General features: G+C 50.1%; 16 protein-coding genes. 10 read left to right on the top strand and 6 right to left on the bottom strand.

Annotation, left to right across the window (positions count from 1 at the left end):
• Positions 1 to 111 precede the first annotated feature (111 nt).
• A complete protein-coding gene (locus ACF8D4_RS22200; protein ID WP_392466254.1) occupies positions 112 to 1,926 on the top strand; it encodes a M61 family metallopeptidase in 1,815 nt (604 codons plus the stop codon).
• A 59-nt stretch (positions 1,927 to 1,985) separates the two neighbouring features.
• On the opposite strand, the gene ACF8D4_RS22195 is transcribed toward ACF8D4_RS22200, so the two are convergent.
• On the bottom strand, positions 1,986 to 3,173 hold the full coding sequence (locus ACF8D4_RS22195; RefSeq protein WP_392466257.1) for an MFS transporter: 1,188 nt from the start codon (positions 3,171 to 3,173) through the stop codon (positions 1,986 to 1,988).
• Between the two features lie 94 nt (positions 3,174 to 3,267).
• On the opposite strand from ACF8D4_RS22195, the gene ACF8D4_RS22190 reads away from it, so the two are divergent.
• Positions 3,268 to 4,155: a LysR family transcriptional regulator gene (locus ACF8D4_RS22190; RefSeq protein WP_208160000.1), complete on the top strand. Its 888-nt coding sequence runs from the start codon at positions 3,268 to 3,270 to the stop codon at positions 4,153 to 4,155.
• 50 nt (positions 4,156 to 4,205) lie between these two features.
• Here the strand turns inward: ACF8D4_RS22190 and rdgC are convergent, their stop codons facing one another.
• Entirely contained in the window at positions 4,206 to 5,117 is a 912-nt protein-coding gene (gene rdgC, locus ACF8D4_RS22185; RefSeq protein ID WP_392466260.1) for a recombination-associated protein RdgC, read from the bottom strand.
• Positions 5,118 to 5,409: 292 nt separating this feature from the next.
• Here rdgC and ACF8D4_RS22180 point away from each other — a divergent pair, with 292 nt between their 5' ends.
• The 4 genes from ACF8D4_RS22180 (at position 5,410) to ACF8D4_RS22165 (ending at position 10,256) form a co-directional block, all read left to right on the top strand.
• Entirely contained in the window at positions 5,410 to 6,342 is a 933-nt protein-coding gene (locus ACF8D4_RS22180; RefSeq protein WP_096142748.1) for a porin, read from the top strand.
• 505 nt (positions 6,343 to 6,847) lie between these two features.
• Positions 6,848 to 7,537, top strand: a complete 690-nt coding sequence (phoB, locus tag ACF8D4_RS22175; RefSeq protein WP_025011640.1) for a phosphate regulon transcriptional regulator PhoB — start codon at positions 6,848 to 6,850, stop codon at positions 7,535 to 7,537.
• A 74-nt stretch (positions 7,538 to 7,611) separates the two neighbouring features.
• On the top strand, positions 7,612 to 8,913 hold the full coding sequence (phoR, locus tag ACF8D4_RS22170) for a phosphate regulon sensor histidine kinase PhoR (RefSeq protein ID WP_028781003.1): 1,302 nt from the start codon (positions 7,612 to 7,614) through the stop codon (positions 8,911 to 8,913).
• Between the two features lie 371 nt (positions 8,914 to 9,284).
• A complete protein-coding gene (locus ACF8D4_RS22165) occupies positions 9,285 to 10,256 on the top strand; it encodes a PstS family phosphate ABC transporter substrate-binding protein (protein ID WP_025889126.1) in 972 nt (323 codons plus the stop codon).
• A gap of 48 nt (positions 10,257 to 10,304) precedes the next feature.
• Here ACF8D4_RS22165 and ACF8D4_RS22160 read toward each other — a convergent pair whose 3' ends face one another.
• On the bottom strand, positions 10,305 to 11,207 hold the full coding sequence (locus ACF8D4_RS22160; RefSeq protein WP_025011643.1) for a LysR family transcriptional regulator: 903 nt from the start codon (positions 11,205 to 11,207) through the stop codon (positions 10,305 to 10,307).
• A 222-nt stretch (positions 11,208 to 11,429) separates the two neighbouring features.
• Here ACF8D4_RS22160 and ACF8D4_RS22155 point away from each other — a divergent pair, with 222 nt between their 5' ends.
• The 4 genes from ACF8D4_RS22155 (at position 11,430) to ACF8D4_RS22140 (ending at position 15,181) form a co-directional block, all read left to right on the top strand.
• Positions 11,430 to 12,383, top strand: a complete 954-nt coding sequence (locus tag ACF8D4_RS22155) for an AEC family transporter (RefSeq protein ID WP_028781001.1) — start codon at positions 11,430 to 11,432, stop codon at positions 12,381 to 12,383.
• Positions 12,384 to 12,488: 105 nt separating this feature from the next.
• Positions 12,489 to 14,150, top strand: a complete 1,662-nt coding sequence (gene recN / locus ACF8D4_RS22150) for a DNA repair protein RecN (RefSeq protein ID WP_093983584.1) — start codon at positions 12,489 to 12,491, stop codon at positions 14,148 to 14,150.
• A 258-nt stretch (positions 14,151 to 14,408) separates the two neighbouring features.
• Entirely contained in the window at positions 14,409 to 14,609 is a 201-nt protein-coding gene (locus ACF8D4_RS22145; protein WP_107005301.1) for a hypothetical protein, read from the top strand.
• A 125-nt stretch (positions 14,610 to 14,734) separates the two neighbouring features.
• A complete protein-coding gene (locus ACF8D4_RS22140) occupies positions 14,735 to 15,181 on the top strand; it encodes a hypothetical protein (protein ID WP_345868402.1) in 447 nt (148 codons plus the stop codon).
• A 573-nt stretch (positions 15,182 to 15,754) separates the two neighbouring features.
• Here the strand turns inward: ACF8D4_RS22140 and ACF8D4_RS22135 are convergent.
• The 3 genes from ACF8D4_RS22135 to ACF8D4_RS22125 are packed head-to-tail and all read right to left on the bottom strand — an operon-like array spanning position 15,755 to position 17,885.
• On the bottom strand, positions 15,755 to 16,762 hold the full coding sequence (locus tag ACF8D4_RS22135; protein WP_107005304.1) for a hypothetical protein: 1,008 nt from the start codon (positions 16,760 to 16,762) through the stop codon (positions 15,755 to 15,757).
• A gap of 31 nt (positions 16,763 to 16,793) precedes the next feature.
• Positions 16,794 to 17,195, bottom strand: coding sequence for a hypothetical protein (locus tag ACF8D4_RS22130; protein ID WP_107005305.1), 402 nt, complete (start codon positions 17,193 to 17,195; stop codon positions 16,794 to 16,796).
• Positions 17,196 to 17,207: 12 nt separating this feature from the next.
• Positions 17,208 to 17,885, bottom strand: coding sequence for a hypothetical protein (locus ACF8D4_RS22125; protein WP_107005306.1), 678 nt, complete (start codon positions 17,883 to 17,885; stop codon positions 17,208 to 17,210).
• Positions 17,886 to 17,901 lie beyond the last annotated feature (16 nt).

Raw genomic sequence — 17,901 nt, 5'->3', positions numbered from 1 at the left:
ATTCTGCGGGGACTTAATTGTTAGCTTTTATTAGCAACGGGTGAGGTGACCGCCCCGAATTGTTATACTCGGCCGATTTTATAACAACAATGACATAAGAAGGAATTACGAGTGAAATCCGCTGTTTTGTCAATCATATCTTACTCTTCCCTACTGACAACACTGGGCATGGCATCTTCAGCCTGGGCTGACGTCGATTATCAGATAGATCTTAAAAGCCCGGAACATCATCTGGCTCAGGTCAAGGTCACTTTCCCGCAACATTCAGGGCAACAGCTCAAGGTCAATCTGCCGGTTTGGCGTACCGGCAAGTATCGGGTATTGCCGCTGGCGGACGGGGTTCGCCGCTTTCATGCCACGGACGAGCAGGGCAACAGCCTGCCTTGGAAGCGCAGTGCCAGCGGTGAATGGACAGTGGTTTTGTCCAAGCCAACAGCGGTCACCGTCAGCTATCAACTCTATGCCAACGAGTTGGGGCAAAGAGTCAGGCATATTGATGCCAGCCATGCGTTTCTGGATGCCAGCGGCGTATTCATGTACAGCCCAGAGTTTCGCCAAGAGCCGCTTAAGGTAACACTGGATGTGCCGGCCGACTGGCGCAGTTACTCAGGAATGGCAGCAGCTGATAAGCCCCATTCGTTTGTGGCCGCCAACTATGATGTATTGGTCGACTCGCCAATTGAAACCGGGCTCAGTCAGCACCGCGCCTTCAAGGCCGATGGCAAACAATATGAGCTGGTGGTCTGGGGTGAGGGTAACTATGATTTGGAGCAGATAAAGGCAGATCTCGGCAAATTATCCGGTACGGCGGCGGCCATTTGGGATGACTATCCCTTCGAGCGTTATGTTTATATGGTGCACGCCACCTCGGGGGCCCGCGGCGCTACCGAGCATTTGAACTCAACCATTATCCAGCTGCCCAGATTCAATTTCCGTGAGCGCCAGGATTACCTGCGTTTTATCAGCACGGCTTCCCATGAGTTTATTCATACCTGGAACGTCAAGGCCTATCGCCCGGAGGGACTGGTGCCCTACGACTATCAGCAGGAGAATATGACCGAGCTGTTATGGATGGCGGAAGGCTCTACCAGCTATTTTCAAAACCAGTTGTTGCTGCGTGCCGGGATCATGACGCCGAAAGAGTTTATGGAGGACCTGGCCAAGCGGGTCAATGCCAATCAACATAAACCGGGGCGGGAAATTCAGTCGGTGGCCGAGGCCAGTGCCGGTCAGTGGGTCAGCACAGGCGGCGATTACGCCATCAACCACAGTGTGAACATCTACTCCGAAGGTTATCTGACTTCGCTGGCACTGGACTTTTCACTGCTGCAGGACACAGATAAAGAAGTGTCCTACCGGGATGTGCACCGGAGTCTCTATCGTGAGCATAAGGTCCCCAAGGGATACAATGTCACGGATGTGAAACGTATTTTGAAAAACTTATCCGGCAAGGACTATGAGTCTTGGTGGCAGAGCCATGTCAATGCCCCCTTGGTGCTGGACTTTGACAAACTGCTGAGTCAGGCAGGGCTTAAGACCGCCTACGGCCAAGACAGTAAGGAGCAGGCCTTTGCCGGTATGACACTCATTTCCGGCTCTTTGGTGTTGCAAAGTGTTGAGCGCGGTGGTCCGGCTTGGCAGGCGGGCATAGTCGCCGGCGATCAGTTGCTGGCTATCAATGGCTTGAAAGTCAGCGCCGAAGGTTACGCCAAACGTTTGGCCGACTTTAACGCGGGTGATGAGTTGACTGTGACCCTGTTCCACGACGATAAGCTCATAGAGCGGCGTGTGACTCTGGCCTCAGAGCAATCCGGCAAGCTGCAAATTAAGCCCCAGGAAAGAGTCAGCCGCGCCCAGAAAGCCTTCTTCAAGGCATGGCTCGGCATAGACTGGCCGTTTGACGCTCAGGGTAACTATAAGTCCTGAGTCTGATTGTCCCGAAAACGCCGGCGCATCTTCAGGTGCGCCGGTGTTTTTTATGGCGCTTACTTTATCTCAGCGCAGGGGACTTCTGCCCGGGAGCTTGCTGACAGAAGCCGAGGCAGACCCAGGCTCAGTAATCCCAGTAGTGCAATCAGCATGGCAATCCAGATGGGGGCATAGAGGTTGGCTCCCCGGGCGAGCGCATATCCGCTGATAAAACTGCCTCCCATGACACCCAGGGTGATAACCGAAGTATGCACTGTATTAACCAGTGCCCGGCTGCCATGGGGAAGCTGCATCAGACGGCTCACCATGGCGGGGTTCATGCTGACACCGCTGAAACCTATTCCCAATACCGCCACCGCTGCCAATAGTGGGTACTCACTGCCTTGGGCCAGCAGCAACAGGAATAACGCCTGCAGCAGCAATCCCAGCGCCTGGAGTGTTAAGTCGTTGCGGCCACAGAAGCGGGACACCAAATGATTGCCCAGCAACATACTCAAGCCATAACCAAAGAGTAACAGGGTGATAGTTTGACTACTGAAACCCGCCAGCTCGGACAGAATGGGGACAAAATAGCTGAACGCAGCATAAGTGGTACCGATAATACAGAAACTGGTGGCATAGATGGCCCAGAGTCTGGCGCTGGCAAAAGCCTTGAGTTCCTCCTTGAGTGGCAGTGGCGGCTGGGAAGGCAGTGAAGGCAATAAGCGAACACTGAGCAGTGCGGCCATTAAGCCGCAGAGCCAGACCAGAAAGAACCCAGTGCGCCAACCAAAATACTCGGCACTGAGGCTGGCCATAGGCAGGCCCAATATAGTGCCGAGCATGATCCCGGCCAAGAGCACTGCGATGGCGCGCATTTTTTGCGCTTCGGGTACCAGCTCGCCGACTCGGCCGACCGTGATCCCAAAGAAAGCGCCTGCGGCTGCGCCTATGATGATCCGGGTGACCACAAGCAGCCAATAGTCCTGCGCCATAATCGCAACCCCTTGGGCCAGTAAAAACAGACTGTAGAGAATGAGCAGGGCCTGTTTCGGCGGCCGGCCAGATAGGCAGAGGGTTAGCACAGGGCCGGCCAGCGCCATGGCGCCGGCGTAAAAGGAGACCAGATAACCCACTTCGGAAACCGACAGGGAAAGTGAGGCGGACAACTGTGGCATCATTCCGAGCACCTGCAGCTCGCAGCTGATAAGGCTGAATATACCCAGTGCCAGCAGGTAGATAGAAAAAGGCAGTGACTTTGACATGATTTTTTAGCTGAAAGATTTAAGGTGGTTACAGTATTACTTATGATTTAAGTTTGATAAATTTCATAAATTCCTTTTAGAAATGAATAAAGTCATGGATCTTAATGCGGTGCGTCAGTTTATCAAGGTGGCGGAATGTCTGAGCTTTACCGAAGCCGCGGTGCAGTTGGGACTGACTCAGTCGGGACTGTCCCGGGCTGTTAGTCGCCTGGAGCAACAACTGGGAGTCAGACTACTGCACAGAAATACCCGCAGCCTGAGCCTCACCCCAGATGGACAACTGTTTCTCGCCCGCTGCGCGCCACTGGTTTCCGGGCTCGAAGAAGCCAGGATTTCGCTGCAGGAGAATCTTTGTCTGCCCAAGGGATTGCTGAAGATCAGCGCCCCATCGGCCTTTGGTCGAGTTGTGGTATTACCCATAGTGTCAGGCCTGTTGGCCCGTTACCCTGAGCTCAAGATAGAGATGGAACTGACCGACAGGTTGGTGGATCTGGTTGATGAAGGATTCGATGCCGTCATCCGCACGGGTGAAATCAAGGACTCACGCCTGATTGCCAGACCGCTGAAGGCACTTGAATGGGCGACGCTGGCTTCGCCCGGGTATCTTGCCTCTCACTGCGCACCCGATACGCCCGCCGCGCTGAGGCAGCATAACTGTTTGCGGGTGCGAAGTCCGCTGAGCGGTAAACCTGTCAGTTGGCGTTTCAGTGAAGGTGGTAGTCAACTGGAGTATGATTTTGACGGCAACCTGATACTCGATCACGGTGACCCTTTGCTGGAAGCGGCCTGCCTGGACACGGGAGTGGTACAACTGATGCGCTATTTTGTTGATGATGCACTGCAGCAAGGCAAATTGCAGGAAATCCTCCCAACCTATGCACCTCGCCCTCATCCTCTTTTTCTGGTTTATCAACCCTCAAGGCAGCACTCTGCCAAACTCGAGGTGTTGCGGCAGGCACTGCTAGAGCAGTGGGGCGGTTAGCTGGAGACAGAAAAGGCGCCATCAGGCGCCTTTTTACTTGGAGATAGCGATTACAGGTTGTCTTCAACGCCGCCCAGGGCGTCGACCAGTGCCAGCATCAGCGTAACCAGTTCGCTGCTCATCAGCTCAAAGTCGGCGTCCAGTTTGGCCAGCGGATCCTCACCGGCAACATCATCGGTGGCGGCGCGGAACTCTTCCGAGAACTTGAGGCGACGCAGTCCGGCATCGGATTGCAGCACAAAGGCGATGGACTGACCGAAGTGCAGTGCCAGTTTATGCACCTGCTTGCCGGTTTCCAGGTGAGCCAGTACTTCCTCTTCGCCCAGATCCTGCTGCTTGAAGCGCACGGTTGCGCCATCATCGGCGGCAGACTTGAGCTCGGCTTCATCCTGAATGGTGAAGGGGGCAGGGGCATTGCCTTGCTTGAGCCATTCGGTCATTTGCACTTCAATCGGTGTCTTGGTGCTCATTGGTACCACAGGCAGGCTGCCGAGCGCCTTACGCAGCAAAGCCAGCAGTTCTTCGGCCTTGGCGGCGCTGGAGCTGTCTACCAGGATCAGTTGCTCATCCAGCAGCAACAGTGCCTTGATTTGGCTGCGACGGGAGAAGGCTCTTGGCAACAGAGTGGTGGTGATTTCATCCTTGAGCGCATCTTTCTCTTTCTTGGTCAGCTTGCGGTTTTCTTCCTCTTCCAGCAGCGACACCTTTTCTTCCAGCGCTTCTTTGATGACCTGAGAAGGCAGCAGCTTCTCCTCTTTGGTGGCGCAGATAAGGTGGCGGTTGTTGGCGCTGTGAACCAGGGTGTGCCCCAGTTTGCCCAAAGCCTTGGAAAAACCGAACTTGCTGATGTCCTGACTGGAGCAGGGAGAAAAGGTGAAGCCCTCAAGGGCCGTCTCCAGTGCCTCTATATCGGTGGAAAATGGTTTGTTGAAACGATATACGGTGAGATTTTTAAACCACATGACAGGCGCTCTTTGAAAAATAAAGCCGCAGTGTAAGGCATGAATTCCTCTAGGTAAACCCGCCCTGCTAGCACAGATTTTTTCGCTCTGGGCAGATTTAACCAAAATGTCATATAGCCCTTCGCTTGCCGCGAGGCCCTGTGGTGACGGGCTTTTACCTGTGGCTGGGCTGGTCTTTGATGCCAACGAAGCCAACAGGTTAAAAGATGAAATAAAACTGCAACAGACTCGTTGCACACTTTCGCTCGTTCCAAACCAATAACCAAGACGAAGAGAACGTCGAAAGGAATTAATGATGAACGCATTTTGCAAAACACTACTCGCTTCAGCTATCGCTTCAGTCTCTCTGGCCTCTGCCCATGCAGCCGAGCCGCTGACCGTTTACGGCAAGCTGAATGTTACTGTTCAGTCCAACGACGAGGCCGGTGCTGACGATTCTGAAACCACGGTTCAGAGCAATGCCTCTCGTTTTGGCGTGAAGGGCGAATTCGATCTGGGTAACAACCTGGCAGCATTCTACACAGTGGAATACGAAGTAGACACAGGCGATGATGCCAAAGACAACTTCCTGGCCCGTAACCAGTTTGTTGGTTTGAAGGGTAACTTCGGTGCTGTCTCTGTGGGTCGTAACGACACCATGCTGAAAGTGTCTCAAGGTAAAGTGGACCAGTTCAACGACCTGTCAGGCGACCTCAAGAGCCTGTTCAAGGGTGAAAACCGTATTGAGCAAACAGTGACTTACCTGTCGCCTTCATTCGGTGGTTTTAAAGTTGGTGCCACTTACGCTGCCGAAGCCGCCAAGTCACAAGACGGTGAAGATGGTTTCTCTGTTGCTGCCATGTACGGTGACAAGGATCTGAAAAAGAGCGCAGTATTCGCCTCTGTTGCCTACGACTCTGAAGTTAAGGGCTACGATGTTCTGCGCGCCACAGTACAGGCCAAGCTGGCCAACTTCATCCTGGGCGGTATGTACCAGCAGGAAGAAAAGTCAGTGGACGGTGACAGCAAGAACGGTTACCTGCTGAGTGCGGCTTACAAGATTGACGCAGTGACCCTCAAAGGTCAGTGGCAGGACATGGAAGACAAGGGTGATTCCTGGTCTATCGGTGCCGACTACAAGCTGGGTAAGCCTACCAAGCTGTTTGCCTTCTACACCAATCGCTCCATGGAAGATATGGACGATGATGACAAGTACATAGGTGTTGGTCTGGAACACAAGTTCTAAACGACCACAGCTGCAGCGAAGGAGGCCTTGGGCCTCCTTTTTGTTTGCACTGTTTGTAGGTAGGAGGCGTATTGAGGTAGCTCTTTGTCGCGCTGCTGTTGGCTTTGCCTTCGGCCTTTGCGGATGAATCCTGCGAGCTCAGCCGAACGGCTCTTGGGCGCGTTCCTGCAGTGTGAAAACAGTAGTCTGGAAATTGTGTCAGTGCCGTGTACCTGAAAGATAATTCGCGCCTGGCCTAACAGGGAGCCGCGGCAGCACTTGGTTAAGTTAAGGCTAACTTATTGTTTGTTGTAGACTTGTAATCTAAATTTAGCTGCAGTGAGATTGTTGCTCGTGGCGGTCAATAATGGCTCTTTGGTAAGCTTTTCATTCCAGTTTCAAGTGTTTAATCGGGAAAATTGTGACAAAATAGCGGCGTTAAAGGTGTCAGAGTCGGCCCTTTTCATAATTTTGTAATAAAACTGTCCAATAATGGCCACGTGGAAATTCACTGACAGAAACCGTTATGACTGCAAGGATTTTAATAGTAGAAGATGAGTTGGCTATCCGTGAGATGCTGACTTTTGTTATGGAACAACACGGGTACACCACCAGTGCCGCCGAGGACTTTGACTCTGCGTTGGCACTGCTCAAGGAACCTTATCCGGATCTTATTCTGCTGGACTGGATGTTTCCCGGTGGCAGTGGTATTCAGTTTGCCAAGCGATTGAAGCAAGATGAGTTTACCCGCCAGATCCCTATTATCATGCTCACCGCCCGCGGCGAGGAAGAGGACAAGGTCAAAGGCCTGGAAGTGGGCGCCGATGACTATATTACCAAACCGTTTTCCCCCAAGGAGCTGGTGGCTCGCATCAAGGCGGTTCTCAGACGCGCCGCACCAACCCGGCTGGAAGAAACCATAGACGTGCAGGGCCTGACCCTGGATCCTGTCAGCCACAGGGTCACAGTGGGGGATTCTGTGCTGGAGATGGGGCCGACCGAGTTTCGTTTGCTGCACTTCTTTATGACTCACCCGGAACGGGTCTACAGCCGTGAGCAGCTGCTGGACAATGTCTGGGGCACCAATGTCTATGTCGAAGACAGAACCGTGGATGTGCATATTCGTCGCTTAAGGAAAGCCGTGGAGCTGTCCGGGCACGATAAACTGATCCAAACGGTTCGCGGCGCAGGTTACCGCTTCTCTACCCGTATCTAGCGGGGTAACAATGGGCATGGGCCGGGTTTTGCGTTATCTTGTGCAACCATCGGCCTTTTGCCTGGGCATTTTCTATGTTTGATTCCTATTCGGGTTATCGGCTGTTTTCCCGTTTGATGCTGTACCTGGCGGCTTGTTTGCTGCTTGGGTTGCTGCTTGGTCAGTTGCTCTTGGTACTGTGTCTGGGCGCTTTTCTATTATTGGGTTGGCACTATCGCCAGCTTATCCGGCTCAATTACTGGTTGTGGCGCGATCGCCGCTTAACGCCGCCGCAGGGCAGTGGCAGCTGGGAAGGGGTGTTCAACGGCATCTATCGCCTGCAGGGCAAAAACCGCAAGCGGGTGAGTCAGTTGGCCGGGCTGTTGGGAAGGTTTCGCCAGGGGGCCGAAGCACTTCCCGATGCGGCCGTGGTACTCGATTCAGAGCACAATATTCTCTGGTGTAACAAGTTGGCGCAGCTGCTGCTTGGCTTTGTCTGGCCGCAGGATAATGGTCAGCGAATAGATAACCTTATCCGGCATCCCGACTTTTCGGCCTATTTGAAGAAGGGCCATTACAAGGAGCCGCTGGAGCTGCCGTCCCCGGTTTCGGATAAGCGTCTGCTGGAAGTGCGCTTGATGGCCTATGGCGACAGGCAGCTGTTGCTGATTGCTCGGGATATCACCCGGGTTAGGCAACTCGAGGGGATGCGCAAGGAGTTTGTTGCCAACGTCTCCCATGAGCTGAAGACACCGCTCACTGTGCTGCAGGGGTATCTTGAGATGATGCAGAGCATGGCCGAACCCGACTCACCCAATGTCAAGGCGCTGGAGCTGATGCAGCAGCAGACAGGCAGGATGCAGTCCATGGTGGAGCAGCTGTTGGCGTTGTCGCGGATTGAAGATGCCGCAGATATCAACCTGGAACACACAGTGGATATGAAGCAGTTGATGACCACCTTAAAAGAGGAGGGTGAAGCGCTCTCCCGTGGTCGCTACCAACTGAGCTTCTATGCCGAACCTGGGCTCAATACCCATGGCAATGAGTTGCAGCTGCGCAGTGCATGCTCCAATCTGTTGTCCAACGCCATACGCTACACTGAACCGGGCGGCAGTATTGAGGTGCGCTGGCAACGGGTGGCAACCGGCGCCATGTTCAGTGTTAAAGACAGCGGTGAAGGGATTGCACCGCAGCATATCAGTCGCCTGACCGAACGCTTCTATCGGGTCGACAGTGCCCGCTCGCGGCAAACCGGTGGCAGTGGTCTGGGACTGGCGATAGTGAAACACGCCCTCAGTCATCACCACAGCGAACTCAAGGTGGCCAGTGAGCTGGGCAAGGGCAGTACCTTCAGCTTTGTGATCCCGCAGCATCTTCTGGAGCAGCAAGCTTCCTGACGCGTTTGACTGCATTAACCCTATTAAGGAGCCTTTGGCTCCTTTTTGCTGTCTAGCGGGAAGAGGTAGGCTTTGTGCACTCTTTTTCAAGCCTGTGGCAAATGGCAATCTCACGGTCATGATTAAGCAAAGGCTTTAGTATATCCAAGGAAACTGTTGGGGCGACATTGTCAATCGAGAGTCCTTTATGCCGAAATGGCTTCAAGGCGTGGCTGGCCGTTATTTTCAGTCCGTTATTTTCGATACCCAGTTACAGCGTATTTATTTTGGCTTGTCATGCAACTGTCATTTTTAAGTCATAGACTTGTCATTGTGGCAATTGATACTGGCTGCGTTTTAGAAACCAAGTTCGGTAAAAACTGGAGCAAATAATGAAATTGAAACAGCTTGTCGGCGCGGTAACCCTTACGGCCGCTGGTGTATTCTCTGCAGCATCTATGGCTGCTATCGATCAGTCACTGCCAACCTACGAGAAAACAAGTGGTGTTTCCGGTAACTTGTCTTCCGTCGGCTCTGACACTCTGGCCAACATGATGACTCTGTGGGCGGAAGAATTCAAACAGATGTACCCTAACGTCAACATCCAGATCCAGGCTGCCGGTTCTTCAACTGCGCCTCCAGCTCTGACCGAAGGGACTTCTCAGTTCGGCCCAATGAGCCGCAAGATGAAGCCAAACGAAGAAGAAGCGTTTGAAAAGCACTATGGTTACAAGCCTACTGCGATTCGTGTAGCCATCGATGCCCTGGCGGTTTTTGTTCACAAGGACAACCCAATCAAGGGCCTGAGCATAGAGCAGGTTGATGCTATCTTCTCCTCTACGCACAAGTGTGGTGGCAGCGATATCACTCGCTGGGGTGATGCCGGTCTGGACGGAAGCTGGTCTGCCAAAGACATTCAGCTGTACGGCCGTAACTCAGTATCCGGTACTTACGGTTACTTCAAGAAGAAAGCGCTGTGTAAGGGTGACTTCAAAGCCAACGTGAACGAGCAGCCAGGCAGCGCCTCAGTGGTTCAGTCTGTATCTCAGTCGCTGAACGCTATCGGTTACTCAGGCATAGGTTACAAGACTGCCGGTGTTAAAGCCGTGGCTCTGTCCAAGAAGGGCGACGACTATATCGCTGCAACACCAGAAAACGCGGCCAGCGGTACTTACCCACTGTCACGCTACCTCTACGTTTACATCAACAAGCATCCAAACAAAGAGCTGTCACCCATGCAGCGCGAGTTTGTCCGCTATGTCCTGTCCAAGCAGGGTCAGCAGGTGGTTGAGAAAGACGGTTATGTTGCACTGCCAAGAAGTGTGATTGCCAAAGACCTGGAGAAGGCTGGTATCCGTCTGTAAGACATACTCCCTTCGAAGAAAAGCCCGCATCGCGGGCTTTTTTGTGTTTCAGTCCATGGAAAACAGCGCCGGGGCGCGCTGCTGCATGAACTCGATAAAGAGCTTCACCTTGAGTGGTTGCTGGCTGCGTTGATGATAGAGCAGGGAGATACGCCGTTTTTCTCCTTTCCACTCCGGCAGCAATACCTGTAGCCGCCCGTCTTTCAACTCCTGTTTACAAAAGAGCTCTGGGCCGTAAAGAATCCCGCCGTCATTCAAGGTTGCGCGGATGGCGCCGTGGAGATCCGTCAGGGTCAGGTTGGCCGGGCCGTCATAATAGAAGGCATCGCCATCAGGATGGCGCAGCGACCAGTTGAACAGAGGCCAGACCTTGATCACCTTGTGTTGACTGAGCTGCTGCGGATGATTGAATACCGGCGCCTTTCGAAGATACCCGGGGGAAGCCACCAGGCGATAATCCAATACCCCGAGAGAGCAGGAGACCCAGGAGGAGTCCGGTTGGGTGCCGCCAACTATGGCAACATCTATGCCTTTGTCGATGAGATCCACCACCTCATTGCTTTGGGCGATATGCAGTTTGATATCCGGGTAGCACTCGCAAAATTCGTTCAGTGTCTCGATGAATATCATAGAGATTATCGAGATGGGGGCGGCAATTCTCAAGGTGCCTTCGGGCTTGTCGGCGCAGGTGCCACTGGCCAGGGCATCAAACTGGGCTATCAGCTGCTGATAGCGTTGGAATAACTCCAGTCCCTCTTCGGTCAACCTCAGTTTGCGGGTGGTACGCATCAGCAGTTGTTTATCCAGCACAGACTCCAGCTTGGCCAGTTTGCGGCTGACGGTCGCCACCGGCATATCCAACACTTTGGCGGCCTGGGAGAAACTGCCGGCATTGACCAGATGTACAAACAAGTAGAGCAGTTGCAGTTCGGGGGCCTGATTGTCACTCATTGCGGTTCCTCAATGTGCCAAGGATATGTTTAAAACGCTTGTCTGCCGGTTTCTACGACCATAGCGCAATGGCTGGCGGATAACGACTATGGTATCTTGCCGGCGTCTCTGCCGAACTTACTTCGCTGTACTGATAAGGGCAGGCAAGATACAGAATTCCCCGCCATTTTCGCAGATCCCCGGCGGGAGTACGACAGCCAAAGTCAGCAAAATGGAAGAAGTATGACTGGAATCATTACTCCGCTGATCTCTGTGTTTGGCATTATGCTCGCAGGTTCACTGGTACAGAAAAGCAAAATCCTGCCGGATGGTACGGATGCGGCGCTCAATCAATATGTTTACTACATAGCTTTTCCGGCCATTATGATGATAGTGCTGGCAAGAACTTCTTTCGAGGAGATCTTCCAGTGGCATTTCATCGTCGGTTTCAGCGTAGCAATGATGCTGACCTACCTGCTGGTGTTGCTGATTTCCGGCTGTTTCAGGGCGGGCCAAGGGGTAGGGGCAATTCGCGCCTTGAATGCCACCTTTGGCAATACCGCCTTTATCGGTATCCCCATGATGATGATAGTCTACCCGGGAAACCAGCTGGCGCTGGCCGCGGCGGCCATTGCCAGCCTGTTGTCTGTGGTGATGTTTGCCGTGGCACTGGTGTCGCTGGAGCTTGCCAGAGATACAGAAAATAAGGCGCATCCTTTGCTGATAATTGTTGAAGCGCTGGCGAAAAACCCGATTGTTATCGGCAGCGCCCTGGGCGTTGCCGTCTCGGCGTCCGGTATGGCTCTGCCGGATGGGATAGAGATGATGATAAGTCAGATAGGCGCCACCTCCAGTCCATGCGCCCTGTTTGCCATCGGCATGGTGTTGGCCAAGGCGACTCGGGTTCGTGGCGCCACCCGCTTACCTGGGCCTTGGCAGTTGGCCGAGCTCTTTGGCATCAACGCCTGCAAACTGCTACTGCAACCTCTGCTGGCTTATCTATTATTGAAAGCCATGGGGATCAGCGGCACCAATCTGCAGATGGGGGTCATTCTTGCGGCCCTGCCTACGGCAGCGAGTGTATACTTACTGGCGCAGCGTTATGACACCAAGGCCGGGGTTAGTGCTCAGGGGATATTAGTGGGCACGCTGATCACCTTTATCAGTTTGCCTTTGATAGCGGCATGGGCCGTCTAGTATTTCGGGGCCGGGAAGAACACAGGGAATAATTAATCGACAGATATTTACTGTATAAAAAATCAGTATATACTGTTTATCAATACAGTGTTTTGGGAATTCATTATGCTTTGCCAACTCAGCATCAATAACTTTGCCATAGTGCGTTTTCTGGAGCTGGACTTCCGTCCGGGAATGACCAGTATTACCGGCGAGACCGGGGCGGGTAAATCCATTGCCATCGATGCCCTGGGGCTTTGTCTCGGCAATCGGGCCGATGCCGCCAGCGTGCGTCCCGGTGCCAGCAAGACGGAAGTCAGTGCCCGTTTCTCTTTGGCGGATGTTCCTCTGGCCAAGCGTTGGCTGGAAGATAATGATCTCGAACTCGAAGATGAATGTATTCTCCGGCGCACCATTGGCAGCGATGGCCGCTCCCGCGCCTATATCAATGGTAACCCTGTGCCGTTGACTCAGCTCAAGGCATTGGGGCCATTGCTGGTGGGGATCCACGGCCAGCATGCCCATCACGCCATGCTCAAGACAGAGCAGCAACTTTACCTGCTGGACAGCTATGCCAATCATAAGCTGTTGCTCGATGGTGTCAGCAGTGCCTATCAGCGTTATCGCCAAATCGAGCAGGAACTGCGGCAACTGGTGCTGTCGCAGCAGGAGAGAATTGCCCGCAAGCAGTTACTCAGTTATCAGGTGGAAGAACTCAACGACTTTGCTCTCGGGGAGCATGAGTTTGCCGAGATAGAGCAGGAGCACAAGCGCCTGGCCAACAGCACGGCGCTGATCGAGTCCTGTCAGTTGGCCTTGATGCTGCTCAGTGAGGGCGAAGAGGCCAACATAGAGTCATTGCTGAACCGGGCAGTGCATATCAGCGCCGAGCTGGAGAGTGTCGATTCTGAGCTGGCCAATGTTGGCGGTATGCTCAACGATGCCCTGATCCAGGTGCAGGAAAGCAGCAGCGAACTACAGCGCTATCTGGACAAGCTCGAGTTGGACCCTGAACACTTTGCCATGCTGGAGGCGCGACTTTCCAAGGCGATGCAATTGGCGCGCAAGCATCAGGTGATGCCCTCAGAGTTGTATCAACACCATCAGCAGTTGCTGACCGAACTGGGTAGCCTCGACTCAGATGAGCAGAAGCTCGAAGAGATAGAGCAGCAATTGGAAGCCAGCAAACAGAATTACCTGACCCAGGCGCAAAAACTCAGTCAGAGCCGCAGCCGCTATGCCAAAGAGTTGGACAAGTTGGTCACGGCTTCCATCCATGAACTCAATATGCCCAAGGGCAAGTTCAGCATAGCGGTGGAGTTCAGCCCTGAGCAGATGTCGGTCAACGGCAGTGACAGGGTTGAGTTTCTGGTGACCACCAACCCGGGGCAGCCACTGCAGAGTCTGGCCAAGGTGGCCTCTGGGGGCGAGCTTTCCCGTATCGGCCTGGGTATTCAGGTAATAACCGCCCGTAAGGTGGCAACCCCGACACTGATTTTTGACGAGGTGGACGTGGGGATTTCCGGACCAACGGCTGCCGTGGTGGGCCGCATGTTGCGCACCCTGGGAGAATCGACCCAGGTATTGTGTGTGACTCATCTGCCGCAGGTGGCAGGTAACGGCCATCAGCATATGTTTGTTGCCAAACATGCCAAGGGCAGTGGTACTGAAACCTCCATGGTGGCACTGGATAAAGAGCAGCGGGTACAGGAGCTGGCTCGGTTGCTTGGCGGCGATACCATCACCAGCAATACCCTGGCCAACGCCCGCGAGCTGCTGAGTAGTTAAGCTTCAAGGCAGTTAACAAGTCAGTTAATTCAAGAACGGCGCCCACATGGGCCACCTGTTGTACGTGTCAGATCCCAAGCTCAGTGATCAGGACCGGCGATAGGAAGCGCCCTGGCTCGCAGCAAGGGGCGGGTAACTTTCGTAATATTTTTTATCAACATTCCGGATGGCAAAGAGAAGGGGATCCAGGTGATCCCCATCGGCGACTTTTCTTCCAAAGATCAATTTGCCAGCGCCAAGAACATCAGCGCTTAGGATGTGTTGACGGCCAACCGCTTTCCGGCCGGGATGGCGGGGATTATTCCACAGGGCGCTGCAGGGCTTGGTGACCCGCTTAAAACCAACGATGTCTATCAGAGCAACGAGGTGCTGCCACTGGCGCGTGATATTGTGGAGTTCATCAACAGCGCCCCCGAGCTGGCCAAGCTGGGGTCTCTGAGTGTGCGTGAACCATCTTAAGGAGTAATAGTACTGCTTATGGTCATCTAAATTTCATGGTTTTAAACTGAATACTAAAGTCTGTTTTTGTGATAATGTTGGAAAGTATAATAAATTTGAGTTTCTAGTAACTATTTGAGTTGGTTATGGATATTAATCAATACCTTAGTAAGCCATTGGGGCGTGATGACGTTGAGAATATTAGCGAATGTGTTTTCAACGTTAATGCCTTGAGTGAATCTTGTGTTAAGAATATCAATAGAGAAAGAATGTGTGTGTGGGTTGGTGCTGTATTTTTATTAATGTGGGCTGAGGTCTTTTTTAGAGGGGATGATGCTCTTCTTTCTGATATATTCAATGTTGAATTTATAAAATTAGGTGGTGGGGCTTTATTGGTTATATGTTTTTTTGTATGGAGAGGTTTTAAAGCCAATTTAAAAAGAGATTGTTTTAAACGAGATGTTATATGTCGCAATGTGGTGAGGAAATATGGGCTTCGTATTGTCATGGATAATGTTTTTTTAGACGTTAATGGGGTGTCACACTTCTTTTCAGTGCCTGAAATGAAATTACTGAGCTCTTATCGTAAATAGAGTGGTAGTAATGCTTAGTTAACGCGAGAGCAGAAATATTGCTTACATATTAAGATGGGATGCGATAACAGTTATATAGCGGGGGTGAGTTAATAAATACGACATGCTTGGTGTCTCAGTTAGAGACAGCCAACTGCTAAAAGTGGTACGCTTTATTTCGCTAAAGATATAAGTGAGCATCAACATGAGTGATCAGCAGTTGACTGAGGATAAACTATATCAAATATCATTACTCCTTGCGCAAGGAAGTTATGTGGTCATGATTTTCAGAACGGCAAAGGTGTATCAATCAACAGTTTCCAGGGAATTAAAGTGCAATAGTAACCTAGATGTATGGGAGCCCAACATGGCCCTCATGAACTGAAATTGTAAATCACTATATAAGCATTTTTGGATGTGTATAGCTATATTTATTCTTTGTCACATAATTCCACAAGTTGTCTTTGACTTATTGAATAAGTTGCAGGCTGCACTATTAAGGATGCTTTTAGAGTAAGGTCGTTAGTCCTAACATTTTAATTTTGGATAAAATCTCTATGACTTAATGCCCCGAATGCATGCGATTGTTAGCTGCTATTTATACATTTTTGGAATTACAAGGCTATTTGCCATAAGATCAAATAGCTTTTCATATCTTTTTAACCCACCTCGATCCGTTGGTTCTCCATTTATAGATGTCATCACTTGGCCTTGGATTTGAATCATTTTGTTTTTATAGAAGATAGTATACATGATTGTTTCCATACTAAATGTGTTCCTCATCCTTGCTTTGTCCATTTTGAAATGCACCCAAAAACCAGGCAAATTCTCCAAAGTTAATTTTCCGCTATTCAGATGGACTCCGCCGTCAGGTATAATATCTTGAATATCTTTCGGGTTTGATATTTTTAATACATCTTTTTCTGTTATTTCCTCTCCGGGCTGTAATGGTATTTCTTTGATTAGAACAATTAGTAACTCAAGTCCTCTACCGTTCTCGCTAACAAATTTCTGTACGACATTTGGTCGATTACCTTCTTTTGCAATCCATGTTCTAGGGGCTTCAATAGAAAATGCTACACCCTTTGCTTTTCCAGCACCATTCGTTGAGTATTTGTGTTTGTAACCGTCAATAAACTCTCGCTCTGGATTGTTTTTATAACCTGATTTGAAAAGTAGTAATGTCTCAAGGATTGGAGAATCTATATTTCCTTTTGCTCGTTCCCGAACAATATTAATAAATCGGCGAGCTTGTGTCTCGGATGTTTTATCAATGTTGATAGAACTCTCTATTTGAGTGTTGAGCTGTTTTTTTATTTCATTCCATTCGCTTTTGGAGTTTCTTTCCATTAACTCATCCATGCCTTCAATTGATGAGTTAAAGGTTGCCAAAAACTCCTTCTCGGCTATTAGCACTAATCCTGATGTTGAGGGGTACTTCTTGGAGATTTTTCTCAAGGAATAGTTTTGTCCCAAGTAGAACCCATAAGCTTGACCAATATCTTTAGCCAATGCATTAGTGAGCTTTGTTTCTGCATATGTGCTGGAGGATAATACGACTAGAATCAATATCGTTAAAGTTTTTTTAAATGAATTTTTCATGGTTTTTATCTAATATTGTTTATTTGGAAGGTTACTCACCAATACAGGCATTTTTACTAATTCCATATTTAAAGCATGTATCTATTTTTTCTTTAATACAGGTTTCTATGCCTCTACCTTCGTAGTTACAAGCGTTATATTTACACATCATAATGAATTCATGGTTTTGTACTAAATCACTATAAGAGTTGACACTATATACATTTAACCAATGACTAATGGCAGAATTAACTTCACTTTCGTTAATGACAATGTTATTGCTATCAAGAATTTTTTGCATGCGTGCAGCCTCAACAGTCATTGCTTCACTACCTGTCACGAGTGCACATATTAAATCAAGCGTATATTGTTGTTTGAGTTCTGTATCTGTTCCTGAATCCATAATAAACCATAAAACAGCCAATAATATGGCTCCTAATAATAAGTTTTTCATTTTAACCTCTTGTTATTCTTTTATCTCATCAATTGTCTGAGTTTGCCCATATTCACCATTTTTATGTGATAGTATGTTTTTTTGATGCTTCTTGAAAATGTTAACTGCTTTAATTTTTGTGATACCATTAATTTCATCTAGCCAGTTTTTTAAATTTACAAAATATCTCTCTTTGTGTCCATTAACCTTGGTTGGGATAAGATGGCTAAATGCTTTTTTAATAAAATCATGTCCAATATTTTCCTCTAACTCTTTGATTAGATGATAAGTGTCTGCGTATAGCGGATCTTTACCTGCGCCGAAATGCTCTTCCCATGCTAGCCATTCATCCTCTCTATCAAGGTGACTATGTAGCTTTTTCGCAAAATTAGTATTTATTCCCTCAATATATAAATCATATGCATAAGCATTTTTTAAGTGTGCTACTTCGTGGGCTAGTTGACCAAGAAACTTATCTGAATTTGCTTCTAGAGTTAAATAGATTGCGAATCCGTTTTCTATTTCTGGGATTGGCTCGCATAATGGCCATTTCAATTCTGGTGCTTTAGTTGGGTCAATAGGCTTTGACTTTCTTAAATAAATTTCCGAAATTTCCGTTTTACCATATAACTCATCCAGGTAGATTTTGCTCAAGTTAAAGTCTGCAAAAACACTTGCCTCTTTAAACTCCTCGTACAACTCAAACCACATACATTCCTCTAATTTA

The organism is Shewanella sp. YQ_9 (assembly GCF_043103185.1).
GTDB classification, from domain to species: Bacteria; Pseudomonadota; Gammaproteobacteria; order Enterobacterales; family Shewanellaceae; genus Shewanella; species Shewanella algae.
Note: the sequence above shows the minus strand (reverse complement) of the source record. Positions and strands in the feature narration are given on the sequence as shown.